The 26,258-nt window shown below is 52.9% G+C and carries 21 protein-coding genes and 3 pseudogenes; 12 read left to right on the forward strand and 12 right to left on the reverse strand.

Annotated elements, in window-relative coordinates; translation table 11 throughout:
• Nucleotides 1–285: 285 nt before the first annotated feature.
• On the forward strand, nt 286–2,481 hold the full coding sequence (locus tag ACFX4O_RS17360; RefSeq protein ID WP_380210479.1) for an EAL domain-containing protein: 2,196 nt from the start codon (nt 286–288) through the stop codon (nt 2,479–2,481).
• Between the two features lie 39 nt (nt 2,482–2,520).
• Here the strand turns inward: ACFX4O_RS17360 and ACFX4O_RS17365 are convergent, their stop codons facing one another.
• A complete protein-coding gene (locus ACFX4O_RS17365) occupies nt 2,521–3,708 on the reverse strand; it encodes a NupC/NupG family nucleoside CNT transporter (protein WP_131406707.1) in 1,188 nt (395 codons plus the stop codon).
• Between the two features lie 353 nt (nt 3,709–4,061).
• Between ACFX4O_RS17365 and ACFX4O_RS17370 the strand changes: the two genes are divergently transcribed.
• Complete coding sequence (locus ACFX4O_RS17370) at nt 4,062–5,300, forward strand: Nramp family divalent metal transporter (protein ID WP_131406709.1); 1,239 nt, start codon at nt 4,062–4,064, stop codon at nt 5,298–5,300.
• A gap of 40 nt (nt 5,301–5,340) precedes the next feature.
• Here ACFX4O_RS17370 and ACFX4O_RS17375 read toward each other — a convergent pair whose 3' ends face one another.
• Both ACFX4O_RS17375 and mgrA read right to left on the reverse strand, forming a co-directional pair.
• Complete coding sequence (locus ACFX4O_RS17375) at nt 5,341–5,655, reverse strand: DUF2502 domain-containing protein (RefSeq protein WP_380210482.1); 315 nt, start codon at nt 5,653–5,655, stop codon at nt 5,341–5,343.
• 123 nt (nt 5,656–5,778) lie between these two features.
• Complete coding sequence (mgrA, locus tag ACFX4O_RS17380; protein WP_131406713.1) at nt 5,779–6,777, reverse strand: L-glyceraldehyde 3-phosphate reductase; 999 nt, start codon at nt 6,775–6,777, stop codon at nt 5,779–5,781.
• 172 nt (nt 6,778–6,949) lie between these two features.
• Here mgrA and ACFX4O_RS17385 point away from each other — a divergent pair, with 172 nt between their 5' ends.
• On the forward strand, nt 6,950–8,608 hold the full coding sequence (locus tag ACFX4O_RS17385) for an alpha-keto acid decarboxylase family protein (RefSeq protein ID WP_380210484.1): 1,659 nt from the start codon (nt 6,950–6,952) through the stop codon (nt 8,606–8,608).
• On the opposite strand, the gene ACFX4O_RS17390 is transcribed toward ACFX4O_RS17385, so the two are convergent.
• Nucleotides 8,609–9,844: an ion channel protein gene (locus ACFX4O_RS17390; RefSeq protein ID WP_380210486.1), complete on the reverse strand. Its 1,236-nt coding sequence runs from the start codon at nt 9,842–9,844 to the stop codon at nt 8,609–8,611. It lies immediately after the preceding gene.
• Nucleotides 9,845–10,022: 178 nt separating this feature from the next.
• On the opposite strand from ACFX4O_RS17390, the gene glk reads away from it, so the two are divergent.
• Complete coding sequence (gene glk / locus ACFX4O_RS17395; protein ID WP_131406719.1) at nt 10,023–10,988, forward strand: glucokinase; 966 nt, start codon at nt 10,023–10,025, stop codon at nt 10,986–10,988.
• On the opposite strand, the gene ACFX4O_RS17400 is transcribed toward glk, so the two are convergent.
• Nucleotides 10,985–11,713: a LytTR family DNA-binding domain-containing protein gene (locus tag ACFX4O_RS17400; protein WP_131406721.1), complete on the reverse strand. Its 729-nt coding sequence runs from the start codon at nt 11,711–11,713 to the stop codon at nt 10,985–10,987. The two genes, glk and ACFX4O_RS17400, sit on opposite strands and share 4 nt — an antisense overlap.
• Before the next feature lie 12 nt (nt 11,714–11,725).
• Nucleotides 11,726–13,411 (reverse strand): LytS/YhcK type 5TM receptor domain-containing protein, encoded by a 1,686-nt coding sequence (locus tag ACFX4O_RS17405; protein ID WP_380210488.1) that lies wholly within the window; start codon nt 13,409–13,411, stop codon nt 11,726–11,728.
• A 390-nt stretch (nt 13,412–13,801) separates the two neighbouring features.
• On the opposite strand from ACFX4O_RS17405, the gene alaC reads away from it, so the two are divergent.
• Nucleotides 13,802–15,043 (forward strand): alanine transaminase, encoded by a 1,242-nt coding sequence (gene alaC, locus ACFX4O_RS17410; RefSeq protein WP_380210490.1) that lies wholly within the window; start codon nt 13,802–13,804, stop codon nt 15,041–15,043.
• A gap of 93 nt (nt 15,044–15,136) precedes the next feature.
• On the opposite strand, the gene ypdK is transcribed toward alaC, so the two are convergent.
• The 3 genes from ypdK to ACFX4O_RS17425 form a co-directional block, all read right to left on the reverse strand.
• The gene (ypdK, locus tag ACFX4O_RS17415) at nt 15,137–15,208 is read right to left on the reverse strand and encodes a membrane protein YpdK (RefSeq protein ID WP_099458783.1); all 72 of its coding nucleotides are present in this window, start codon (nt 15,206–15,208) and stop codon (nt 15,137–15,139) included.
• A 564-nt stretch (nt 15,209–15,772) separates the two neighbouring features.
• Nucleotides 15,773–15,904 (reverse strand): hydrogenase maturation nickel metallochaperone HypA, encoded by a 132-nt coding sequence (locus ACFX4O_RS17420; protein WP_165501869.1) that lies wholly within the window; start codon nt 15,902–15,904, stop codon nt 15,773–15,775.
• 60 nt (nt 15,905–15,964) lie between these two features.
• Nucleotides 15,965–16,606: a hypothetical protein gene (locus ACFX4O_RS17425; RefSeq protein ID WP_380210492.1), complete on the reverse strand. Its 642-nt coding sequence runs from the start codon at nt 16,604–16,606 to the stop codon at nt 15,965–15,967.
• 315 nt (nt 16,607–16,921) lie between these two features.
• On the opposite strand from ACFX4O_RS17425, the pseudogene ACFX4O_RS17430 reads away from it, so the two are divergent.
• The 4 genes and pseudogenes from ACFX4O_RS17430 to hutH form a co-directional block, all read left to right on the forward strand.
• A pseudogene (locus ACFX4O_RS17430) lies at nt 16,922–17,053 on the forward strand (histidine utilization repressor); the annotation flags it as partial.
• 149 nt (nt 17,054–17,202) lie between these two features.
• Nucleotides 17,203–17,340 (forward strand): annotated as a pseudogene (locus ACFX4O_RS17435) (hypothetical protein); the annotation flags it as partial.
• A 3-nt stretch (nt 17,341–17,343) separates the two neighbouring features.
• Nucleotides 17,344–17,712 (forward strand): annotated as a pseudogene (locus ACFX4O_RS17440) (urocanate hydratase); the annotation flags it as partial.
• The gene (gene hutH, locus ACFX4O_RS17445) at nt 17,709–19,235 is read left to right on the forward strand and encodes a histidine ammonia-lyase (RefSeq protein WP_380210494.1); all 1,527 of its coding nucleotides are present in this window, start codon (nt 17,709–17,711) and stop codon (nt 19,233–19,235) included. The pseudogene ACFX4O_RS17440 and the gene hutH, both read left to right, overlap by 4 nt.
• Before the next feature lie 382 nt (nt 19,236–19,617).
• Here hutH and hutG read toward each other — a convergent pair whose 3' ends face one another.
• From hutG to hutU, 3 genes are read right to left on the reverse strand one after another with little or no spacing between them, the layout of a single operon-like run.
• Entirely contained in the window at nt 19,618–20,418 is an 801-nt protein-coding gene (hutG, locus tag ACFX4O_RS17450) for an N-formylglutamate deformylase (RefSeq protein ID WP_380210496.1), read from the reverse strand.
• Complete coding sequence (gene hutI, locus ACFX4O_RS17455) at nt 20,411–21,619, reverse strand: imidazolonepropionase (protein WP_380210498.1); 1,209 nt, start codon at nt 21,617–21,619, stop codon at nt 20,411–20,413. The genes hutG and hutI overlap by 8 nt, the downstream gene beginning before the upstream one ends.
• 49 nt (nt 21,620–21,668) lie before the next feature.
• Nucleotides 21,669–23,345: a urocanate hydratase gene (gene hutU / locus ACFX4O_RS17460; RefSeq protein ID WP_131406739.1), complete on the reverse strand. Its 1,677-nt coding sequence runs from the start codon at nt 23,343–23,345 to the stop codon at nt 21,669–21,671.
• Nucleotides 23,346–23,829: 484 nt separating this feature from the next.
• On the opposite strand from hutU, the gene ACFX4O_RS17465 reads away from it, so the two are divergent.
• The 3 genes from ACFX4O_RS17465 to ACFX4O_RS17475 are packed head-to-tail and all read left to right on the forward strand — an operon-like array spanning nt 23,830 to nt 26,252.
• Nucleotides 23,830–24,927: an ABC transporter ATP-binding protein gene (locus ACFX4O_RS17465; RefSeq protein WP_380210501.1), complete on the forward strand. Its 1,098-nt coding sequence runs from the start codon at nt 23,830–23,832 to the stop codon at nt 24,925–24,927.
• A complete protein-coding gene (locus ACFX4O_RS17470; RefSeq protein ID WP_131406743.1) occupies nt 24,924–25,568 on the forward strand; it encodes an ABC transporter permease in 645 nt (214 codons plus the stop codon). Before ACFX4O_RS17465 ends, ACFX4O_RS17470 begins: the two co-directional genes overlap by 4 nt.
• A 3-nt stretch (nt 25,569–25,571) precedes the next feature.
• The gene (locus ACFX4O_RS17475; protein WP_380210503.1) at nt 25,572–26,252 is read left to right on the forward strand and encodes an ABC transporter permease; all 681 of its coding nucleotides are present in this window, start codon (nt 25,572–25,574) and stop codon (nt 26,250–26,252) included.
• The last annotated feature ends 6 nt before the right edge of the window (nt 26,253–26,258 follow it).

Here is a 26,258-nt window from a genome sequence, read left to right on the forward strand (position 1 = left end):
GGGCTATAGCTCAGCTGGGAGAGCGCTTGCATGGCATGCAAGAGGTCAGCGGTTCGATCCCGCTTAGCTCCACCAAAATTCAAACCCTCGCGTTTACGCGGGGGTTTTTGTTTTTATCTTCCTCTTTTACCAAATTCTTTCTGCTATACCTAAATAAGCATATGCCCGGTAAGGCGGCAGTAATGCGCGTTATTCGAGCCTCTGATAGCTTGATTCGTACTATGAATGAATCTATCATCTCGGCGACTCATTTTTTGACCAGTTGGGAGCATTTAATTAACGCTGATGAAATACAGTAAATACAGTGCGGTAAGAAAATTCTTCCTCGCGTTAATTTTATGCCTGGTGGCTATTCCGGTTTCACGCTTTATTTCCCCACGCACTCTTGTTGATGCCAGTGAGGTTTATCTTGCCTGGTTACCGTTGAGTGTAGCGCTGGCAATAATTTTTTTATTCGGACGACACGGAATACTGCCTGTTATTATTGGTTTTGCTCTGGTAAATGAGGCTTTTTTTCATTTATCTTCTGCCGAGGCAGCAGTACTTTTGTTTTGTCAGTTGTTTTTTGTGTTTCTGTTCTGCGGTGTGGTTCGCTGGCAACTGGGCTCCCGCTGGCGGTATAGCCTGACAAACAGAGCTAAAGACATGGGCACTCGTATCCTGTGGTTAGGTGTTATTGCCCCCATAGGTATAAAAATTTCGATGTATACTGCTGGCGTTTGGTTTAATTATCCGTTTAGTTTGTCTAATTATTTTGGCCCTGCATCAGTTATTTATTCTATCATCGATATTCAAAGCTTGATTTGCTCTGCGATTATTTTTACCACGTGTGCCTATTACTTTTTACGGATGATCATCAATCCACGATTTGCCCGTGCATTATGGTTAAGAAGCATTGAACGGTGTTTTTCAAAAAAGAATCGTGTATTTATATTAGGTTGGATTTTTTCGCTGGTCGTTATTGTTACTATTTTGTGTATTCCATATAAAAATGATTATATTGCTGGCTATTTAGTGCCTATTGTTTTTATTCTTTTCACCTTTGGCATCAGCAAGTTAAGTTCAACGTTGTTGTTATTAAGTTGGGATATTGCGGCGTTTATGCTACTGGCATACAACGATAATTTCCTACATGGTGTGCGTTCCGATTATTCACTGGCATTTGTCATGTCCGTTTTTATCAGCTTTACCATCTGCATGCTTTATATGATGCGCGTTTTTAACCGTAGCGAGTGGTTGAAAGCGCGCTGGGAGGTGCAGGCGATGAGCGATCCATTAACGGGCCTGCCCAACCTGCGTGCGCTGGAACAGCAGATGGAGCAGCAGCCTAATGGCATCGTGTGCTGTCTGCATATGAAAAACCTGGAATTTCTCAGCCGCCATTTCGGCATGATGATGCGTGTACATGTCAAACGCAGCGTGACGCGTGAGCTTCAGCCCTTACTACTGGAGGGAGAACGCTTTTTCCAGCTTCCCGGTAGTGAGCTTTTATTGTTACTCGATGGGCCAGAAATCCTGGCGCGTTTACATCATATGCTGGATTACCTGAACAGCCGCCGCATTTGCTGGAACAATGCTGCTCTGGATATTGAGTTTGGTGCTTCCTGGGGTGAGTTGCAGGGCTCGGGTGAAGAACTGCACCAGACGTTGGGCCAGTTAAGCTGGCTTTCAGAGCAGGCAAGTGCGGAGCACCAGGTACTGGCGCTGACAAACAGCCTGCAAGTGGTTACCGATCAGACCACGGAGCGCGTGTTACAGCTGAACAAGGTGAAACGTGCGCTCAATGAAAATGGCATTGTCCTCTATGGACAGCCGATTGTGAATGCCGAGGGGCGCGGTTACCAGGAAGTCCTCTCACGGCTGGTGGTTGATGGAGAATTTATTACGCCAGATCTTTTTATTCCCGTTATTGCCCAGTTCAATCTTGGCGCACGGTTTGATATGCAGGTTATAGAGTGCCTGCTTCAGTGGATGCAGGCGCACCCGCAGCCTGGCGATTCGGCGCGTTTTTCGGTGAATTTAATGCCACTCACCCTGATGCAAAAAGAGTTTGCCTCGCAGTTTCTGGCACTTTTTGCACGCTATGCGGTATTGCCGCAGCAGGTGATCATCGAGATAACGGAAGAGCAGGCTTTCTCCAATTCGGAAATCAGTATCCATAATATTAAGCAGTTGCGAAAGGCGGGCTTCAAAATCGCGATTGATGATTTTGGTACTGGCTATGCCAACTTTGAACGTTTGAAAGGGCTCCAGGCGGATATCATCAAAATCGACGGCTGTTTTGTCCGGGATATTTTGCAGGACAAGCAGGACGCGATGATCGTCAAAGCGATATGCGAACTGGCGAAGGCCAAATCGCTGACTGTTGTTGCGGAGTATGTGGAGAATGAAGCGCAGCGCGAAGTGTTGCTGAATGCTGGCGTCGATTACTTGCAGGGGTATTTGCTGGGTAAACCGCAGCCGCTGGCAAAAGCCGAATAAAAAAACCGGGGAAATCCCCGGTTTTTTAGACTATGACAATCAGATAACCAGCGCAGCGATAGCCGCAGACAGCACGCTCACCAGCGTGGAGCCATACACCAGTTTCAGACCGAAACGGGAAACCACGTTACCTTGTTCTTCATTCAGGCCTTTGATTGCACCAGCGATAATGCCGATAGACGAGAAGTTCGCGAAGGACACGAGGAACACGGACAGGATGCCTTCTGAACGCGGAGAGAGGTTCGCCGCGATTTTCTGCAGATCCATCATCGCCACAAATTCGTTAGAAACCAGTTTGGTCGCCATGATACTGGCAACCTGCAGCGCTTCGTGAGCCGGCACGCCCAGCACCCAGGCAATCGGGTAGAAAATATAGCCCAGAATCCCCTGGAAGGAGATGCCCAGCACGGCGGCAAACAGCGCGTTCAGGCCAGAAATCAGAGCAATAAAACCAATCAGCATTGCCGCAACGATAATGGCAACTTTGAAGCCCGCCAGAATGTATTCACCCAGCATTTCGAAGAAGCTCTGGCCTTCGTGCAGCTTCGCCATTTGCAGGTTTTCTTCGCTCTCATCCACGCGGTACGGGTTGAGAATCGACAGCACAATAAAGGTACTGAACATGTTCAGCACCAGTGCCGCAACAACATATTTCGGCTGGAGCATGGTCATGTACGCGCCGACGATGGACATCGAAACAGTCGACATTGCTGTCGCTGCCATGGTGTACATACGGTTGCGGGACATTTTGCCGAGGATGTCTTTATAGGCAATGAAGTTTTCAGATTGCCCCAGAATCAGGGAACTGACGGCGTTAAACGACTCCAGTTTGCCCATGCCATTCACTTTGGACAGCACCGTACCGATGGCGCGGATAATGATCGGCAGCACACGAATGTGTTGCAGAATACCAATCAGAGCGGAAATAAAGACAATCGGGCACAGCACTTTCAGGAAGAAGAACGCCAGACCTTCATCATTCATTTTACCGAAGACGAAGTTGGTACCTTCGTTGGCGAAACCGAGCAGCTTTTCGAACATCTCTGAGAAGCCTTTAACGAAGCCGAGGCCGACATCAGAGTTCAGGAAGAACCAAGCCAGTAAAACTTCAATCACCAGCAGTTGAATAACAAAACGAATGCGGATCTTCTTGCGATCGCTGCTTACGAGCAGGGCAAGCAGCGCCACAACAGCAAGCGCCAGGACAAAGTGCAAAACGCGGGACATATTTGCTCCAAATATGAGACGGGTAGGAATTTCGTGCACATTCTATGTAACAAGACAAAAGAAAACGAGATCAAACACACACTATATTAATGACCTGTGACCAGACTCAAAATTAGTGATCCAACATACATTTCTGTTATGTTAAGTAAAAGCGTGAAAAGTTGCGTCATGCTGCTAGACTCTTAACATAACGCGGCGGCAAAAGCTGTTGTCGCCGTCACCATCCTTGACATCCGACCCTTCTATCGTTTCTGGCTATCAGAGAAATCAGGTTAATCCATTTTAATGATCTTGATAATCATTCTCATTTTGGTAGCATGAAACATAGCAAAGGCTATATCTAGGGGCAATAAATGAACAGTAGTCGCGTTGAGAATAGTAATGGGCGTGCAGCGCGCAAGCTACGGTTTGCCTTAATGGGACCGGCGTTTATTGCTGCTATTGGTTATATCGACCCGGGCAACTTCGCCACCAATATTCAGGCGGGTGCCAGTTTTGGCTATCAACTGCTGTGGGTGGTGGTCTGGGCCAATATCATGGCGATGTTGATCCAGCTGCTTTCCGCCAAACTGGGGATTGCCACCGGGAAGAACCTCGCAGAGCAGATCCGCGATCACTATCCGCGCCCGCTCGTGTGGTTCTACTGGGTACAGGCGGAAATCATCGCCATGGCAACCGATCTGGCCGAATTTATCGGTGCCGCCATCGGATTTAAGCTCATCCTCGGCGTTTCGTTACTGCAAGGTGCGGTGCTCACTGGCGTGGCGACGTTCTTGATTTTGATGTTACAACGGCGGGGGCAAAAACCGCTGGAGAAGGTAATAGGTGGCCTGCTGCTGTTTGTCGCGGCTGCTTATATTGTTGAGCTGGTTTTTTCTCAGCCGAAACTGGCTCAGCTGGCCGAAGGTATTGTGATCCCGAGTTTGCCGAGTAGCGAAGCGGTGTTTCTCGCGGCTGGCGTACTGGGCGCAACCATTATGCCGCACGTCATTTATCTGCACTCGTCTCTGACACAGCATCTGCATCAGGGCACGCAGCGCGAGCGTTACTCCGCTACAAAATGGGATGTCGGTATTGCAATGACTATCGCTGGGTTTGTGAACCTGGCGATGATGGCGACAGCGGCAGCGGCGTTCCATTTTAACGGTCATACCGGTGTTGCCGATCTCGACCAGGCGTACCTGACGCTGGAGCCGTTATTAAGCCATGCGGCAGCGACCATCTTTGGTCTTAGCCTGGTGGCGGCGGGGCTTTCTTCAACGGTTGTGGGGACGCTAGCTGGGCAGGTGGTGATGCAGGGATTTGTGCGTTTTCATATTCCCCTGTGGGTGCGGCGTACCATCACCATGATGCCGTCGTTTATTGTTATCTGGCTGGGGCTGGATCCGACAAAGATCCTGGTAATGAGCCAGGTACTGCTCAGTTTCGGTATCGCGCTGGCGCTGGTGCCGCTGCTGATATTCACCAGCAACCGCAAATTAATGGGCGAGTTAGTTAACACAACATTAATTAAACGGGTCGGCTGGGTGATTGTGGTGCTGGTGGTCAGTTTAAATGGCTGGTTGTTAATCGGCAGTGCGGTGGGCCTGTAAATAGCATAAGAAAAAGGAGCGCTTGCGCTCCTTTTTGGATTTAGTGGTGGTGTCCACGGCCACGATGATCGTCGCGGTCGCGCCAGCCTTCACGGTAGCCGCGCTCATACGCGTCGTGTTTGTCCCAGCCGCGATGCCAGCCGCGGTCATGTCTGTACCAACGATTGCCGCGCCACTCATAGTTGCGGCCCCAGTAGTCACGGTCGCGCCAGCGGCCACCGTCCCAGTAGTTACCGTAATTATCGCGATCGCCAATTTGTAATTTCACAGATGGCACCAGGGTGATTTCGCCAGCATTTGCGACCAGCGGCGCAGAAGCCATTAACACAGCTGCCAGAATCAGTGACCTGAACATACTCTTCTCCTTCACGATCGGGCCGAAACGGCCTGTTACAACAATATTACGGGGCGGCCAAACCCCGTATTATTGGCGGAACTCCTAAATCATGAATGGCAGCATTTTTTGCTAAATTTGCTGTTATTTTGCACCACTGAGAATGGCGTCAATCTCATCGCTTTCGGTGGCGGTAAAGTCGCGGTTTGCCAGCATGCCGACCGCGTCGTCAAGTTGGCTTATTTTACTGGCACCGATCAGCACCGACGTGACACGATCGTTGCGCAGCACCCAAGCCAGCGCCATTTGTGACAGCTTCTGTCCGCGCCGTTCCGCCAGCGTATTCAAGGCGCGAACGGTCGCCAGTTTTTCTTCAGTGATCTGATCCGGGTTGAGAAAACGGCTGCCGCTGGCGGCGCGGGAATCGGGCGGAATGCCGTGCAGATAACGGTCGGTCAGTTGCCCGCCTGCCAGCGGTGAAAACGCAATACTGCCGACGCCTTTTTCCTGCAACACATCAAGCAACTCGGCTTCGACCCAGCGCTCAAACATTGAGTATTTCGGCTGGTGGATAAGACACGGCGTTCCGAGGTCATTAAGAATATCGATAGCTTCGCGCGCCTGCGCCGCCGGGTAGTTGGACAGCCCGACGTACAGGGCTTTGCCCTGGCGCACAATATGGTCCAATGCGCGCATGGTTTCCTTCAACGGCGTCTCGGGATCCGGGCGATGGTGATAGAAGATATCAACATACTCCAGACCCATGCGGCGCAAGCTCTGGTCGAGGCTGGCAATCAGATACTTACGTGAGCCCCAGTCGCCGTAAGGGCCGTCCCACATGGTATAACCGGCTTTACTGGAGATAATTAATTCATCGCGGTAGGGCAGGAAATCCTCCTGCAAAATCCGGCCAAAATTGCGCTCTGCGGAGCCTGGCGGCGGCCCGTAGTTATTGGCCAGATCAAAATGGGTAATCCCGAGATCAAAAGCATGCCGCAACAACTGGCGGCTGTTTTCCAGCAGGGTCGTATCACCGAAGTTGTGCCACAACCCGAGTGAAATTGCCGGAAGTTTTAATCCACTGTCACCACAGCGGTGATAGCGCATCTTTTCATAGCGTGCGGGATCGGCCAGATAAACCATGCAGTTACTCCTTTTTATCAGCGTAGCGTCAGTGTATGCGTTTACATTCATTGAGCTTACACCGCCAGGTATCGTAAAGCTTGCTTTCCACTTTCGATATGATGCGCATCCTGGACTCTCATCACAGTTCTCCAATACTCAGGTAAGTGTCAGTATTCGGAGATGCAACGCAATGCAAAACGATTATTCAGTTGCCGACTATCTACTGGACAGGCTTGCCAGCTGCGGCATTCATCATCTTTTTGGCGTACCTGGCGACTACAACCTGCAGTTTCTCGATAACGTTATCCAGCACCCAGCGGTACATTGGGTGGGCTGTGCGAATGAACTGAATGCCGCTTATGCAGCCGACGGTTACGGGCGTTGCCAGGGAGCGGGCGCGTTGCTGACCACCTTTGGCGTGGGGGAGTTAAGTGCGATTAACGGTGTTGCCGGCAGCTTTGCGGAATATGTTCCGGTGCTGCAAATTGTCGGAGCGCCCTGTCGCAGTGTGCAACAGCGCGGTGAACTGCTGCACCACACACTGGGAGACGGTGATTTCAGCCATTTCTGGCGCATGTATGAACCTATCAGTGCTGCACAGGCGGTGTTAACCGCGCAAAACGCCTGCTATGAAATTGACCGCGTGATCCGCACCATGCTCAGTGAATCCCGCCCCGGCTACCTGATGTTACCCGCAGACGTGGCAAAAATGGCGGCGACGCCGCCTGTAAACGTTATCACGCCTTCGCCACTTCAGCCCAATGAAGCGCGTCTGGACAGTTTTCGCCGTCGTGTGCAGGCGATGCTCAGCGAAAGCCCGCATGTAACACTCCTGGCGGATTTTCTCGCTCACCGTTTTGGTGTACAGAAAATGTTGCAGTGTTGGATGAAGGATTCGCCCATCCCGCACGCCACGTTGTTGATGGGTAAAAGCTTGTTTGACGAAACGCAGCCAGGGTTTGTTGGCACTTACAGCGGTGCCGCCAGCCCGCCGCAGGTGCGTGAGGCAATCGAGAGTGCCGATACGGTAATTTGTGTCGGTGTGCGTTTTACGGACACCATCACTGCCGGCTTTACTCAGCAACTGCCTGCGGCGCGCACGATTGATATCCAGCCCTTTTCTGCGCGGGTAGGGGAAGAGTGGTTCAGCGGGATTGCGATGCAGGACGCGGTGAATACCCTGATTTCGGTTTGTCGCAATAACCCACGCTGTGTGCTCGATCCTGTTCCTGAGCCTTCCGCCCGTTCCCCATATCACTCCGGCACATTGAGCCAGCACACATTCTGGCAAACGCTTCAGGCTTTTATTCGCCCCGGTGATATTTTACTGGCCGATCAGGGAACCGCAGCCTTTGGCGCGGCGTCTCTGCGCCTGCCTGCCGAGGTTGAAATGCTGACGCAGCCGCTGTGGGGATCGATTGGCTATTGCTTGCCCGCCGCGTTCGGCGCACAAACCGCCTGCCCGGAGCGGCGGGTGATTCTGCTTAGCGGCGACGGTGCAGCGCAGCTCACCATTCAGGAGCTGGGGTCAATGCTGCGTGACGGGCAGCGACCAATCATTTTATTACTCAATAATGATGGCTACACAGTGGAGCGGGCGATCCACGGCGCGCATCAGCGTTATAACGATATTGCGCGCTGGAACTGGACACATATTCCGCATGCGCTCAGCCATGACTGCCAGGCCGAGTGTTGGCGCGTTAGCGAAACGGTGCAACTGGCGGAGGCACTGGAAGCCGCCTCGCATCACCACCGGCTTGCGCTGATTGAAGTGATGTTGCCGCAAGCCGATTTACCGGATCTGTTACGTGATGTCACACATGCGCTGGAAACGCGTAACAGTGAGTAGTTACTTACTGCGCCGGGGGACAATCATCATTGGTTTTCCGGCCAGCACTAACCAGGCGGGCAGGATCACGATACACAGCAGCGGCAACAAGGTGGTGTCCGGTACGACGACAGCCGCCAGAAACAGGCTCAGCCAGCCGTCGCGCGTCACCACCAGCACCAATCCTAATACTGCGCAAGATACGGTGACCGCAGCCGGAACGGCATCGACATGTTCATGCAACATTAAACCTAATGCCACGCCGACAAATACCGCCGGAAATATACGCCCACCGCGAAAACCGCAGGCGGCGGCAATCACTAGCGCGGCGAGCTTCACCAGGGCAAACAGCAGATAATCGGTAACGGTATAGGTATGTGCGAATGCCAGCTGCTGCATCTCATCCAGCCCCTTAAATAAGGTAACGTGGCCGCCAATCATGCCCAGAATCCCCAGCAGAAAGCCGCCAATACCCAACGCCAGCACCGGGTTGTTCAGGCGTTGCATTAGTTGATGCAGACGCGGTAAACACCAAACCGCCACCATTCCGAGCGCAATGGCGAACAGCGTCACGACCGCGCCGCTAAAAATATCAACGATGTGCATCTGCGGATAATGGGGAATGGGCAGTGCGAAATGCGGTTGCAAAAAGAGGCTGGTAGTTAGTGCGCCTGCCGCAGCAGCCATCAACGGCGCGAACAGGCGATCCCACAGGGGTACATCTTCGCTGGCTTTCAGGGTTTGCGAGAAGATAAGCGCCGCCGCTACAGGTGTGCCAAACAGCGCACCGAGCGTGCCGGCGGAGGCAAGAATTGTCCAGTCCAGCGGTGCAACACGCGGGAAAATGCGCGCGCCAAGTGCGACGGCAAGGGCGATATTCAGCACCATCACCGGTTGCTCCGGGCCAAGACTTACGCCGCCCGCCAGACCGAAGATCATCGCCAGCGTCAGCCCCGGCAGCGCGTTGACGGCAACCGGCGAGCCAATCAGCGGCACCGTCGCCGGATCCGGCCCACCATGACCGGCACTAAAACGGATAACCAAACCAACCGCAATGCCAGTGAGTGTCAGAACGACCAGTATCCACCAAGGGGAATCAGGCGAGATACCGAGCTGCCACGGTACACCGTTCCACAACACCGTTTGCAGCAGGGCGGCGATTTTCATTACCAGCGCTAAGATCAGACTCGACGCAACACCGATAATGAGCGCAGGCAGCGACAGTAAGAGCAGTGTTCTCGCACGCGGATGGAGCATCTTTTTATCCTTGTAACGAAGCCCGGTAACTCAGGATGCAACCGAGCTGAAACCTTTAAGTAATCTGTGACGAAGATCGATAATCCTGGGGCACTCATGATATGGTCATTGTTGTTACAGCGCCTTGAATTTACAGTGTGCCAAAGATTTATTCTGACTTTAGCGGAGCCGTAAAAGAATGACAAAGTATGCTTTAGTGGGAGACGTGGGTGGCACGAATGCGCGCTTAGCGCTGTGTGATGTCGATAGCGGTGACATCTCCCGTGCCAAAACCTACTCCGGCCTCGATTATCCCAGCCTGGAAGCCGTGGTGCGTGTGTATCTTGAAGAGCACGACGTCAAAGTGGAAGACGGCTGTATCGCCATCGCCTGCCCAATAACCGGTGATTGGGTTGCAATGACCAATCACACCTGGGCGTTTTCGATTGCCGAAATGAAGAAAAACCTCGGTTTCGCACATCTGGAAATCATTAATGATTTCACCGCCGTATCGATGGCGATCCCGATGCTCAAAGCCGAACACGTCATCCAGTTTGGCGGTTCTGCTCCAGTTGAAGGTAAACCGATCGCCGTTTACGGCGCTGGCACCGGGCTTGGCGTTTCGCATCTGGTGCATGTGGATAAGCGCTGGGTGAGCCTGCCGGGCGAAGGCGGCCATGTCGATTTCGCACCAAACAGCGAAGAAGAGGGGATTATTCTTGAAGAGTTACGCGCGGAAATCGGTCACGTTTCCGCTGAACGCGTGCTCTCCGGTCCTGGCCTCGTTAACCTGTATCGCGCGATCGTCAAATCAGACGGGCGCCTGCCGGAAAATCTGCAACCGAAAGATATTACCGAACGCGCGCTGGAAGACAGCTGCATTGACTGCCGTCGCGCATTGTCACTGTTTTGCGTCATTATGGGGCGCTTTGGCGGCAACCTCGCGCTCAATCTCGGCACCTTCGGCGGCGTTTACATTGCAGGTGGTATTGTGCCGCGCTTCCTCGATTTCTTTACCGCTTCCGGTTTTCGCGGCGGTTTCGAGGATAAAGGGCGTTTTAAATCCTACGTTCAGGATATTCCGGTATTTCTGATCGTGCATGACAATCCGGGGTTGCTGGGCTCTGGCGCTCATCTGCGCCAGACGCTGGGACACATCCTTTAAAGATTCATTAACTGACGAAACTCTTTAACTTTGCTGCGGCTGACGGGCACCTGAAACTCCAGGTCCCGCAGCCGCAGAATATAGGTGTTGTTAAACCAGGGTTCGATCTCGCGGATTTTATCGAGGTTGACGCAGTAAGAGCGGTGGCAGCGAAAGAAGTGCGCCGCCGGCAGTTTGCTGCAAAACTCGGTGATGTTCATCGGCATCACATAAGATTCCCGCTTCGTATAGACGAACGTCATCTTCTCATGCGCTTCCGCATAATAAATATCATGAATACTGGTGACGATAATGCGCTCGTCTTTGACCAGGTTAATGGTCGCATTTTCCCGTGGCTGCGGGGTGGCTACCGGGCCAGATTGTTGTTGCCAGGCCGTTTCCAGTTTTTGCAGCATGCTGATGATGCGTGACTCCTGGTACGGTTTCAGGATGTAGTCGAACGCTTCCAGTTCAAAGGCTTCCACCGCATGCTCTTTCCAGGCGGTAATAAAGACGATAAACGGCTTATGGGCGAACTGGCTGATATTCTGCGCCAGCAATACGCCATCCAGAGAAGGGATATTGATGTCGAGAAAAATGGCGTCGACCTTGTTGTGCTGTAAATACTTCAGCACGTCGAGGCCATCGTCAAAAGTGCCGACAATTTCCATCTGGCTATGCGCTTTAATCAGCCAGCTCAGCTCCTGTTGCGCCAGGATCTCATCTTCTACAATGATGACTTTCATAGAGCTCTCCTGTTAAGGCAACAATGCGGCAGGTGACGGTTGGCGCTGGACAAAGAACGCGATCTCCGTGCCCGGCGTTAAACGGCGGATATGCAACCCTTCGCCATACAGCAACTTCACGCGCTGGTGCACATTCAGCAGGCCAATTTTGTTGCCGGGCATCTCATCGGCTTCAACGCGGGTAATCATCTGCGGATCGATACCGTTGCCCGTGTCGCGCACGGCGATACGCACCCGGTTGCCACACTCTTCCACGCTGATAGTGACCACGCCTTTGCCTTTACACGGCTGAATGCCATGCACAATCGCGTTTTCGACCAATGGCTGGATCAGCAGACTTGGGATCACGCAACTGACGTCTTCGTCAATGTTATAAATCACCGTTAACTTATCGCCAAAACGGGCCTGCTCAATGGCGATATAGTCTTTGATTTGATAGAGCTCTTTTTTAATATCGATTTGCTCATCATCTTTTAATTCAATGTTATAGCGAAGATAACGCGACAGATTGTAAATGAGCTGTCGGGCGGTGTCCGGATTCAGGCGAATCGACGATGAGATAGCATTCAGGGCGTTAAACAGGAAATGCGGGTTGATCTTGCTTTGCAAGGCGCGCAGTTCCGCTTTATTCGCCATTTCCCGCAACTGTTCGGCGCGGGAAACTTCCAGTTGTGTCGAGATAATCTGCGATAAGCCAACGGCCATCTCCTGCAAAGAAGAGGTGATTTGGTGTGCGTGGCAGTAATAGATCTTCAACGTGCCGGTCACAATGCCCTGTTCTCGCAGCGGGATCACCAGCATGGAGTGGATTTCGGGCGTACGGTGGGCTTCATCATTGTTTTTAATGATGATTTCGCCAGTGTTAATCGCCTGGTGAGTGGTCGGGCTGATAATGTCATCGCTGTCGCGGTAATTATTCTCCCCCACGCCAACGTAAGCCAGCACATGGTCGGTATTGGTGATAGCCACGGCATCGGCTTTGATATCCCGGCGAATGATGTCACATACTTTGCGTAGGGACTCGCTATTCACATTGCGAAACAATGGCAGTGTTTTATTGGCAATATCCAGCGCCAGCTTCGCCTGACGACCGGCAATCGCCTCTTTTTCCCCTTCTACGCTTTGCACCAGCAGCACAATAAAGCCGATGCAGACGCTACCGAGGATCATCGGGACACCAATTTTGGAGACAATATCCAGGCCAAGCGCGGTGGTTGGCGCCCACAGTACGACCAGCGTCATGGTCAGGCTTTCGCAAATCATGCCGCCGATAATACCCACGCGCCAGTGCTGCGCTTTGGGAACCTTGCGGTTAATCATCCCGGACATCACCCCGGCAATAATGCTAGTAATAAAGCAGGGGATCGCCGTCACGCCGCCAATATCAATCAGATAGCGGTGCACCCCGGCAATCACGCCGGTGATAATGCCAACCCACGGGCCGAACAAAATCCCCCCAGACATCACCGCAATGATACGCACGTTAACCAGTGAGCCTTCCACCGGTACACCGGACCAGGTGCTGAACAGGGCAAACATCGAGAAGATGGCCGTCACGCCCAGCAGCTCTTTTGGCGAGTGCGCCGTTTTATGCAGCAGTTCGCGGAACAGGCGGATGCGGATCAAGAAAAACAGGCAGATCAGCATTAGCGCCGCTCGGTCAAAAACTGCCAGCAGCATGTCGAATATTTCGTGCACGGGGGACTCATATGAATAGCGTCAAAACGCTATGATAAAAAACCCCGACGCAGATGACCAGCCGCAGTATTCATTCGCTGAATGAGGAAAAACCACTTTTCCAAAAGGGGATTGAAAAGCGCTGAAAGAAGAGACGTGACGCTGTGCTAACGAGTGAATTTTTAAGGTAATTTTATCTTTATTTTATTGTTAAAATATATGATGGATTTTTCTATAAGAGGATAATTTTGCTTTCCCTTTCCTAAATTTTCCTTCCTCTTTTATATCGTTGCGTTATTTTTGCGCTTACCTCTCGACAGCGAGATTTTTTTCGGGCTATGTTCTAAACACGCCGCAAATGTGGCGACGTCGCTCGGACGGTCCGGGCGCTAACGTTAATCCGAGGAATCTATGGCTGACTTCAGTCCTGAACGCCGTTTTACGCGTATCGATCGTCTCCCCCCGTATGTTTTTAATATCACATCTGAACTGAAAATGGCTGCGCGACGCCGCGGCGAAGACATTATTGATTTCAGCATGGGCAACCCTGATGGCGCGACGCCGCCGCATATCGTTGAGAAACTTTGTACCGTGGCGCAACGCCCGGATACGCACGGTTACTCCACGTCGCGCGGGATTCCGCGTCTGCGCCGGGCGATTTCCCGCTGGTATCAGGATCGTTACCAGGTGGATATTGATCCGGAAACCGAAGCGATTGTCACCATTGGTTCGAAAGAGGGGCTGGCGCATCTGATGCTGGCGACGCTGGATCACGGTGATACCGTGCTGGTGCCGAACCCGAGTTACCCGATTCATATTTACGGTGCGGTGATTGCGGGAGCGCAGGTGCGTTCTGTGCCGCTGGTGGAAGGTGTCGATTTCTTTAATGAACTGGAGCGCGCCATCCGCGAAAGCTACCCGAAGCCGAAGATGATGATTTTAGGCTTCCCGTCTAATCCGACGGCACAGTGCGTTGAACTGGAGTTCTTCGAAAAAGTGGTCGCGCTGGCAAAACGCTACGATGTGCTGGTGGTTCACGACCTGGCCTACGCCGACATTGTTTACGATGGCTGGAAAGCGCCGTCAATCATGCAAGTGCCGGGCGCGCGCGATGTCGCCGTTGAGTTCTTCACCCTGTCGAAAAGTTACAATATGGCGGGCTGGCGTATCGGCTTTATGGTCGGTAATTCGGTGCTGGTCAACGCGCTGGCGCGTATCAAAAGTTACCACGATTACGGCACCTTTACGCCGTTACAGGTGGCGGCGATTGCCGCGCTGGAAGGGGATCAGCAGTGTGTGCGCGATATTGCCGCCCAGTATAAACGCCGCCGCGATGTGCTGGTAAAAGGGTTGCATGAAGCGGGTTGGATGGTGGAGATGCCGAAAGCGTCGATGTACGTCTGGGCGAAAATCCCAGAACCGTACGCGGCGATGGGCTCGCTGGAGTTTGCCAAAAAGCTGCTGAAAGAGGCGAAAGTGTGTGTTTCGCCGGGTATCGGCTTTGGCGATTATGGTGATACGCACGTGCGTTTCGCGCTGATTGAGAACCGCGATCGTATCCGCCAGGCGGTACGCGGTATTAAGGCCATGTTCCGCGCTGATGGGCTGCTTCCGGCGGCGCAAAAGAGCGCGGCGGAAGATCTGGAACCATAAACATGTATTGCCTGCCCGACGACTCTGAGCGTTGTCGGGAAAACAAAAAAGGAGCCTTTTGGCTCCTTTTTTGTACAGCACGATATGCTCAGGTTAGATCATCAGGGCGAATGTGCCGGCCCACACAATAACCATCACCGAAATGCCCATAAAGAAATATTTCACGTTCATCGCTCCGCACACCTAAGTATGCATTCATGACCATTCAGGACTGAGTATAGAGAGGTGAAACTACGCCAAATCGAAAATGAGAATTATCTCTTTTTCGGCCACAGCTCCATCTCAGAATTTCGGGTGAATTCCTCACCAAACGGGGCTAATGTACGCTTAATTTTTAGGCCTTACAAGAGCCTTTTTTCTATTTAATTTTAGTAACTTACAATGTGTCGGGCTTTGGCGACACAATACTTTCACTGCTAAATAAATAGCTATTGAGCGACGAAAAAAATGGCCTGCTGAAACGGTTCATTTCCGCTTGAATTATAAGGCTAATTTTTTGAAGTGGGTCACAACTTATGCAATTTGGTCGGAAAAATGCGTCGGCCTGTTTCTGCAATGACATGCCTAAAAAAATGAGAGTGAGGCGGGAAAAGCATAACCCTGCGGCGAAAAAATCCAGCTAAGGGAAGAGGAGGTTGAGGAAAACTTGCGAGGTACGATGCGATTATCAAAAAAGCGCAAGCCAGGCCTGCGCTTTGCCTTTAAAACCGTTACTGCAAACTCTTACGTTTAGCCGATTGGGCTTGAGGTGATCCGGCGGCTGCGGCATTTCGGGCAGTAATCCGGAGTACCAAAACCAGAGCGGCTGGTCCATTCGTGTTTGCAGTCCAGACATTTTGCCCGGTAAATTGTTGGTGCCATTTGTTCTTACCTCTCAACATCGCTAAGGTTTGCTGTTACGTAATCTGTCGGTGTGTCAGTTTAAATTCGTGCAATTTCAGCCTGTAGGGATTTGACGCGCGAAATATGGGATTTAATATCTGAAAGATCGTTTTCCAGTTTTTCTTTATCTTCCCCGCTGGCTGTCGCTATCTCTTCTTCCACTTTCATTATTTGCTCTTCATTTTTTTGAAGATCTTTTCCCAGCATGGTTAGCATGTTTTCTTTTTTGCCAAGATGTGAAGAGAGGCGAGATTTGCATTGTGCGACATAGTTTTGGTCGCTTCCTTGTGCGCGGATCTGCTCTTTTTCTCTTAGCGCTCGCTCTTTTGATGGCAGCTCATTTTGTAAGCTTCTACGACGTTGCTGATCGTCCGTGCTATTGATTTCACTACGGATTTTTCGGATTGCATCCTGCAGCATCGCGATATCATTAGCTATTTTATTGCGCCAGACATCGGTTGGGTGATGCGCTATTTCATTTTCAAGATTCTTTTTGACTTTAAGAAACATCTCCGCGCTGGTAATGGCGGATTTCTCGATAATAAATTTAAAGGCATTTGTGGCTGTAGCAACAATGGTTCTGCCCGCAACTTCCGCTATGCCTGCTATTTTTCCCATGAGTTCGTCATTTTCGATGACTTTTTCTTTAAATGTCTTTTTGATGTTATTCCATGAAAACATATGCCCTCCTTATTTATTTTCGTTTTATCTTACTCTTGTTTATTTGACACTTAATACTTCTTATTTTAAAAAATTTTAATTGCCATTAGGTTGGTCTTAAATTTTTAAAAAATAGATAAACAGGCATCACTGAAGATGAATGACCTATTTTTGTTCGATAAGTAAGAGGTAAATAAAATTTCAATGCGGTTGAGTATGTGTCCCCGCTGCTGAAGCCTCGTCGGGTTGACAATTCATAGATTATGCAAATAAATGTCTATACAACCTGTGACAGACAAAATGTTGATAGCCTTGGCATATCATCGAAGCCGTAAGTGCCGCCTGTTGCACATCAAAGAGCACGATCCCTGCCAGCTTATATGCCGCCGTACATGGTCAACCCCGCATATTGTCTCCAACGTCAGCCTGCTTTTCCCTGGTGACCGTTACCGTTTACAGCGCCATTTCGCTTTTAATCTTTTGCGTCAGCAAAAGCGTGATTGCTGGCGCACTATAATAAAATTGTATCTTTTTTGTTAAACCTCGCCTTGCGCGCAATTGTATAGGCAAGTATATGTGTTTACACGTCCAGGAGATGTCCTCAGGAGAGAGCACCGATGCCGCACAGTCTCAACCGCCAGCAGGCCCCCAACGGTCTGAATGCGAAAAGCTGGCTCGCCGAAGCGCCGCTGCGCATGCCGATGAATAACCTTGATCCCGATATTGCCGGAAACCCGAACGCGCTGGTGTATGGCGGAATTATTGGGCGCGACCATCTTGATTCTGGCTCGCTGGCAAGCCCGAACCATGAAACCGAAGCGATGCGCTACGGTGCTGACGCTATATCCGGCTGGTCACTGCTTAACGCCGTAAGCGGCGCGACTTGGGTCTCGGCGCACCACGGCGGTGGCGTGGGGATGGGTTTTCCCCAGTATGCGGGCATGGTGATTGACTGTGATGGCAGCGATGAAGCGGCGGCGCGCATTGCGTGCATGCTGCATAACGATCCGGCAACCGGCGTGCTGCGTCATGCTGTCGCCGGGTATGAGATTGCGATTGAGTGCGCCACAGAGCAGGGACTCAATCTTCCTATGGTTGCTGCAACGCAGGGGCAGGGCAAAGCATGAAAAATTTCACCCTTATTCCGGGACAACTCACCCTCGCGCAGTTGCGCGAAATCTACAGCCAGCCTCTTCGTCTTTCACTGGATGATGGCGCGTTTGCGGCTATTAATGAGAGCGTTGCCTGCGTCAACACGATTATGGCGGAAGGCCGCACCGCCTATGGCATCAACACGGGCTTCGGTTTGCTGGCGCAAACGCGTATCGCGACGGAAGATCTGGAGAATTTGCAACGCTCGCTGGTGCTGTCTCACGCCGCAGGTGTTGGCGAACCGCTGGATGACGCGCTGGTTCGCTTAATTATGGTACTCAAGATCAACAGCCTGGCGCGCGGTTTTTCCGGCATTCGCTTACAGGTGATCCAGATGCTGGTGGCAATGGTCAACGCGGGGGTTTATCCGTGGATCCCGGCGAAAGGTTCGGTAGGCGCTTCGGGTGATCTGGCGCCCTTGGCGCATATGTCACTGACGCTGCTGGGCGAAGGGAAAGCGCGCTGGCAGGGCGAATGGTTACCGGCGAGTGAAGCGCTGAGAAACGCGGGCCTTGAGCCGATCACGCTGGCGGCGAAAGAGGGGCTGGCGCTGCTGAACGGCACGCAAACGTCGACCGCGTTTGCTTTGCGTGGCCTTTTTGAAGCCGAAGATCTGTTCGCATCCGCTGTGGTTTGCGGTGCGCTAACCACTGAAGCGGCACTCGGTTCGCGTCGTCCCTTCGATGCACGTATTCATGATGTCCGCGGTCAGCGCGGGCAGATGGACGCAGCAGCGTTATATCGCCATGTGTTAACCGATGACAGCGCAATCTCTCAGTCTCACCACAACTGCAATAAAGTGCAGGATCCTTACTCCCTGCGCTGCCAGCCGCAGGTGATGGGCGCATGCCTGACGCAGCTGCGTTTTGCTGCAGAAGTGCTGTTAACCGAAGCGAATGCGGTTTCCGATAATCCGCTGGTTTTTGCCGCCGAAAATGAAGTGATCTCCGGGGGGAATTTCCACGCGGAGCCAGTGGCGATGGCGGCAGACAACATTGCACTGGCGATTGCGGAAATAGGTTCGCTTGCGGAGCGCCGCATTGCCCTGCTGATGGACAGCCATATGTCGCAACTGCCGCCGTTCCTCGTGAAAAACGGCGGTGTCAATTCCGGCTTTATGATTGCCCAGGTCACCGCTGCGGCTTTGGCGAGCGAAAACAAAGCGTTATCGCATCCGCACAGCGTGGACAGTTTGCCTACCTCGGCAAACCAGGAAGATCACGTCTCGATGGCACCGGCTGCCGGGCGTCGTCTGTGGGAGATGGCGGCGAACACGCGTGGCGTCATTGCCGTTGAGTGGCTGGCCGCCTGTCAGGGGCTGGATATGCGCGAAGGTTTAACCAGCAGCCCGCTACTGGAACAGGCACGCCATCTGCTGCGCGAGCAGGTTACGCATTATGAGAAAGACCGTTATTTCGCCCCGGATATTGAACGTGCGATTGCGCTGCTGGAGGCGCGTCATTTGACGACATTGCTGCCGGGAATAGTGTCTTGCTGATGAAGATAGCGGTATTGCTGGTCTCCCCTGTAGAGTTCGAATATGACGAGTTCAGCCTTTGAAATTTAATAAATTTTCCTGTTATGAAAATTACGGCGGCCTAATAAGGCCGCATCGTGCTTTTGGTGTCAGGGGCAGGCGTCGTGCCAGTAATGGGTTAAGTGATAAACGGTGTCTGGAAATATAGGCTCAAATACACGGTAACGAATACCGTCATTCGAACGTAAAAAAGCTCGCTCGGGGAACCATCCGTTTCTCATCTCTGTAGCACTACACGAAAAGTTCACTGGAGCCTTTATTGAATGCTTCTACCTAAATGGCTATCTCGGTTTTCTTTTTTATGCACATATATTTAAGGGATGCTTGCGCATCCCTTTTTGTGTTAACGGGGCAGTTGTTGCTTACTCCAGTTGAGCGCGGTAATGATCAGTGTATTCAGTAGCTGGCGGAAATCTTTACTCTTCTCTTCGGAGAAAGCAAAACTCGTTTCATCCATGTAGCAGCATTGCGCCACTTCCAGTTGTATCGCATGGATGTTCTGTTGCGGTGCGCCGTAATGGCGGGTGATATACCCGCCTTTGAAGCGGCCGTTGAGCACTTTCGTGTAGTGCGGAAATGCCTCGCAGCAGTCCAGTAATGCGGCGCTGAGTTCTGGCGCACAGCTTGCGCCATCGGCAGTGCCGAAGTTCAAATCCGGGAGTTTGCCGTCAAACAAACGCGGAACCACCGATTTGATGGAGTGCGCATCCCACAGTAGCGCGTAGCCGAAAGTGTCGCGCAACCGCGCCAGTTCCTGCGCCAGTGCCTGGTGATAAGGCTGCCATACATTATGCAAAATAGCGTTTTTCGTGGCGTCATCCGGCGCTTTGCCCGCTTCGAACAGCGGTTCGCCGTCAAAAAATGTGTCCGGAAACAGACCGGTGGTCGCCGTGCTGTATAACGGTTTGTCATCTGCCGGGCGGTTTAAATCCACCATATAGCGGGAATAATTAGCGCTCAGCACGCTGGCGCCAAGCTCGCGAATCGGCTGATACAGCAGCGGAATATGCCAGTCCGTGTCCTCCAGTCGCAGCGCCCGTGCGGTGAGGCTGCTGGCTATTTCCGGTGTAAGCTGCGTACCAGGATGGGGCATGCTGACCAGTAGCGGTAGCCGGCCCTGATGTAATTCGAATCCGTTAGTCACGCCAAACTTCCTCCCCCTGATAAATCACCTGTTTTGACAGTGTTCCTCCCAGCCAGTAGCTGAGTTCTGCCGGATGAGCCACATCCCACGCGACAAAGCTGGCCTCTTTACCCGCCTGTAGCGTACCGCAGCGTTCGCTGATGCCTAATGCGCGGGCGGCATGACAGGTCACTCCCGCCAGCGCTTCTTCAGGCGTCAGACGGAACAACGTGCAGGCCATATTCATCATCAGGCGCAGAGATAATACGGGCGAGGTACCGGGGTTCAGATCGCTGGAAATGGCCATCGGCACTTGGTACTGACGCAGTAGCGCCACCGGTGGCTGCTGGCTCTCGCGTAAAAAGTAAAAAGCGCCCGGCAGCAGAACGGCCGTGGTGCCGTGCTGCGCCATCAGCACGATATCTTCTTCGCACAAATACTCGAGATGATCGGCGGAAAGCGCATTGTAGCGGGCGGCCAGCCCTGCGCCGTGCAGCAGAGAAAGCTGTTCGGCATGCAGTTTTACCGGTAAGCCAAGCTGCTGCGCTTTGTGGAAAACCCGCTCCACTTGCTGCGGCGAAAAGGCCAGATGTTCACAAAAAGCATCGACTGCATCGACCAGTCCTTGTGCGTGCCAGACGGGCAGCCAGTGCTGGCAAATCTCGTCGATGTAGTCGTCAGCGCGCCCCTGATACTCGCCTGGCAAAGCATGCGCTGCGAGACAGGTACTGAAGATAGTGAGCGGCATTTCTGCGTCAAGCGCGCGAATCACCTGCAACATTTTGCTTTCATCAGCAAAGCTGAGGCCGTAACCGGATTTGATCTCAAGCGCTGTAACGCCGTCTTTGCGCAGTGCGTCAATGCGCTTGCGGGCGCTTTCCAGCAGTTGTTGCTGGCTGGCCTTGCGGGTGGCATTGACGGTACTGATAATGCCGCCGCCTGCTGCGGCGATTTCCGCGTAGCTCGCGCCGTTGAGTCGCATCTCAAACTCCTGGCTGCGATCGCCGCCAAACACGCTATGGCTATGGCAATCGATCAACCCAGGCGTAACCAGCCGTCCCTGCAAATCCACTTCACGATCGACTACATTGTCCGGCTGCGTTCCCTCTTCGCCCAACCATGAAATCTGCGGCCCGTCGGTGATCAGTGCGCCGCGAGGGATCAGGTTGTATTTGCCCGCTTCCATCGTGGCAATCTGGCAGTGACGCCATAAAATGCGCATCCGCGTTCTCCCGTCATGGTTCGGCGCGGCCATCACCGCGCCGCCGGTTTTACTTTGAAATCATCGGCAAGTTAAGGCCGTGCTCTTTGGCACAGGCGACAGCTGAATCATAGCCTGCATCGGCATGGCGCATCACGCCCGTCGCCGGATCGTTATGCAGTACACGGGCAATACGTTCTGCCGCTTCATCCGTACCATCGCAGACGATAACCATCCCTGAATGCTGTGAGAAGCCCATGCCGACGCCGCCACCGTGGTGCAGGGAAACCCAGGTTGCGCCGCTGGCGGTATTAAGCAACGCATTGAGCAAAGGCCAGTCGGAAACGGCATCGGATCCATCTTTCATCGCTTCGGTTTCGCGGTTCGGGCTGGCAACGGAGCCGGAGTCCAGGTGATCGCGGCCAATGACAATCGGTGCGGAGACTTCGCCGCTACGCACCATTTCGTTAAACGCCAGCCCCAGGCGAGCGCGCTGCCCCAGACCAACCCAGCAAATACGCGCAGGTAAGCCCTGGAAACTGATGCGCTCTTTCGCCATATCCAGCCAGCGGTGCAGATGCGCATCATCCGCGATCAGCTCTTTTACCTTTTCATCGGTGCGATAGATATCCTCTGGATCGCCGGAGAGCGCGGCCCAGCGGAATGGCCCGATACCGCGGCAGAAGAGCGGGCGAATATAGGCGGGCACAAAACCCGGAAAATCGAAGGCGTTGCTGACGCCCATCTCTTTCGCCATCTGGCGAATGTTGTTGCCGTAATCGAAGGTCGGAATGCCCTGCTGCTGGAAGGCGAGCATCGCTTTAACGTGCTCCGCCATTGAGGCTTTCGCCGCCTGACTCACTACTGCGGGTTCACTCTTCGCGCGTTCGCGATAGTCTTCCCACTGCCAGCCAATCGGCAGATAGCCATTCAGCGGATCGTGGGCGCTGGTCTGATCGGTCACGATATCCGGACGCACACCACGTTTAACCAGTTCCGGTAAGACTTCTGCCGCATTGCCGTGCAGCGCAACAGAGATGGCTTTGCCTTCGCGGGTGTAGCGTTCGATACGCGCCAGCGCATCGTCCAGATCCGTTGCCTGCTCATCCACATACCCGGTACGCAGGCGGAAATCAATACGAGATTGCTGACACTCAATGTTCAGCGAGCAGGCGCCCGCCAGCGTGGCGGCCAGCGGCTGCGCGCCGCCCATGCCGCCCAGACCAGCGGTCAGTACCCAGCGGCCAACCAGCGAACCGTCATAGTGCTGGCGGCCCGCTTCGACGAAGGTTTCATATGTACCCTGAACGATCCCCTGGCTGCCGATATAGATCCAGGAGCCTGCAGTCATCTGGCCGTACATCGCCAGCCCTTTGGCGTCCAGCTCGTTGAAGTGCTCCCAGTTGGCCCAGTGGGGAACCAGGTTGGAGTTAGCGATCAGTACGCGTGGGGCATTGCTGTGGGTTTTAAACACGCCGACCGGCTTGCCGGACTGAACCAGCAGCGTTTCGTCATCGTTAAGCTCCTTCAGCGCTTCAACCATTTTGTCAAAGCACTCCCAGTTACGTGCAGCCCGTCCAATCCCACCGTAAACCACCAGCTCTTTCGGGTTTTCCGCGACTTCGGGATCAAGATTATTCATCAGCATGCGCAGCGGCGCTTCGGTCAGCCAGCTTTTCGCATTCAATGTTGTGCCGCGCGGCGCTCTGATCTCAACATCACGATAACGGGATAATTCACTACTCATGCGGTTTACCTTCTTTGTTTGATAGCCGAATAAATGCTTACTGACGTTGCGATGCTGTTGTATACGTCTTGTATATACATGATAAGCACATATGGTGCCACTTTAATCTATTTATTTATTTTTCATATAAAACATGATGTTGTTATTAATCGCTGTTTCCATGGTGCTGAGGTAAAGGATTTTAGCGCGCTTTTGTGCACCGTTATTGTGCTTAACGACAGAAAAACGATCGTTTTTAGTGCGTTTGTGCGCTTTTTTAAAGTGAGCTGGTGGAGCGGTAAGGCCGGGGAAATCCGCAGGTTTATACTGATTTCATTAACTTAATGTAATTATTTTATTGTTTTTTAAGCGTTTTTATTTTAGTGATAAATGTTGCGATTACGTTATGGCACATGGTTTGCAGGTTGTACATACAAGGATATACATAAAGTATTTTGCATTGCTGTCACAAAGGGGCGGCAAATGATGACCATAAGGCGTAACGATGATTACTTTCAACAATGTGACCAAGCATTACCACGACGGTACCGTCGTGGTCGATGGCCTGAGCCTTGTCGCGCCAGGAGGCAAAATTACTGTGCTGGTGGGGCCGTCAGGTTGCGGAAAAACGACCTCATTACGCATGATCAACCGGCTAGTGGAACCCTCTTCCGGTACGATTTTGCTCAATGGCGAATCCACCGCGCAGATGGATGTCGTACAGCTGCGTCGCCGTATTGGTTACGTGATCCAGAATGCCGGGTTGTTCCCGCATAAAACCATCATCGATAACATTGCCACTACCGCCATCCTTAATGGCGCGGCGAAAAGCAAAGCCAGGGCCAGAGCGGCGGAATTACTGGAAGTGGTTGGTCTGGCACCGCAACTGGCAAAACGCTACCCGTGGCAGCTCTCCGGCGGACAACAGCAGCGCGTCGGCGTGGCGCGTGCGCTGGCTGCCGACCCGGAATTTATGCTGATGGACGAACCCTTCAGCGCCGTTGATCCCGTTGTGCGTGAACAGTTGCAGGAAGAGTTTCTGCGCATTCAGAAAGAGGTCAGCAAGACCATCATTATGGTCACGCACGATATTGATGAAGCGATGAAACTTGGTGATTGTGTTGCGGTGCTGAAACCTGGCGGCAAGCTGGCGCAACTGGCGACGCCGGGCGAATTACTGAATGCGCCACAGAGCGAATTCGTTGCCGATTTCATTGGCCGCGACCGCGGTTATCGCAAACTCAGTTTCCATACCTCCGCGCCGCTGACGGCATTGCAGGCGGAACCGGCTATCGAAATAGGCGCGACACTTGCGCAGGCACGAAATATCAGCGCACAACGTTGGCTGCTGGTGACGCAACAGGGCAAAGCTTGCGGCTGGTTTGACACGCATCAGCAGGTAACGGTGATAGCGCCGGAAAACGTGAACCTCGGCGCGACGTTTTCTCCACAGGGCGGCACGCTGCGTCAGTTGCTGGATTCGGCACTCAGTTCTCCCTGTCACCGCGCCGTGGTGGTGGATGAACAACTTGTCCCGCAGGGATCGCTGGCGCTGGAAAATGTACTGGATGCCTGCAAATCGCTAACGCAGGAGGCGCTATGAGAGTTGACTGGCTGTGGGGGCAAAGCGACAGGATCCTCAGCCTGCTGCTCTGGCACTGCTATTTGTCGATTACGCCGATCCTGATCGGCCTGCTGCTGGCGATCCCGGTGGGCTGGGCAGTGAACAACCTGCCGAAAGTGAAAGGTATCATCCTGAACCTGTTCGGCTTGCTGTACACCATTCCTTCGCTGGCGCTGTTCGTACTGTTGCCACCGCTGCTGAATACGCAAATTCTCGACCCGATCAACGTGGTCGTGGCGCTGACCATTTACAGCTTTGCGCTGCTGGTAAGAACCGTGTGCGACGGGCTGGATTCCGTTGCCGAAGATACCCGCCAGTCAGCTTTCGCGTTGGGGTACAAACCGCTTCAGCAATTTTTGCAGATCGACCTGCCGCTCGCTGTGCCGGTGATTGGTTCCGGGCTGCGCGTGGCCGTGGTTTCTAATGTCAGCATTGTGTCGGTTGCCGCGCTGATTGGCGCGCCGCAGCTAGGTTCGCTGTTTACCCAGGGGTTTCAGCTTCAATTCCTTACCCCGATTATCGCCGGGATTGTGCTGTGCATTGCGCTGGCCTTCATTCTGGATTGCCTGGTGGTGACCATTACCCGTTCTTTAAGTCGCTGGCAACCGCAAAGGGGATAATTGATGAGTGAATGGTTTTTCGATCTCAGCCACTGGTACGGCGATGACGGCATTGTGCCGTTGCTGTTGCAGCATATCGGTTACAGCGCGGTGGCGCTGGCGATTGCCGTCGCCATTGCTTTTCCGGTCGGCTGCTACACCGGTCATACCGGGAAAGGGGAGGCGCTGCTGATTGGTACCACCAACGCCCTGCGTTCGTTGCCCTCTTTTGGTCTAATTATTTTGCTGGTGATCCTGCTGGCGGGCTATTTCGAATCGGATCTGGCCTTTGTTTTGCCCTGCATCATCGTGCTGGTGCTACTGGCGCTGCCGCCCGTGGCGCTGGGCGTACATGCGGGTATCCGTTCTGTCGATCCCAGCGTGCATGACGCGGCAAAAGGGATTGGTCTGACGCCGCTTCAGGTGCTGTTGCAGGTCGAACTGCCCTGTGCCATGCCGCTGATCCTCTCCGGGATCCGCAGTGCCGCACTGCAAATTGTCTCTACTGCGACCATCGCGGCATACGTTTCACTCGGCGGCCTGGGGCGATTGATTATCGACGGGCGTGCCGCCAACGACTTTGCGCAGATGACCGCCGGGGCCATCCTCGTCGCGCTGCTGGCATTGATCATTGATCTCTTTTTTTCGCTTTCAGGGAAAGTCGTGGTTTCACCGGGCATCACCCGGAAAACCAAAAACCAGTGATGTTCA

It is taken from the genome of Kosakonia sp. YIM B13571 (genome assembly GCF_042788095.1).
GTDB lineage: Bacteria > Pseudomonadota > Gammaproteobacteria > Enterobacterales > Enterobacteriaceae > Kosakonia > Kosakonia quasisacchari.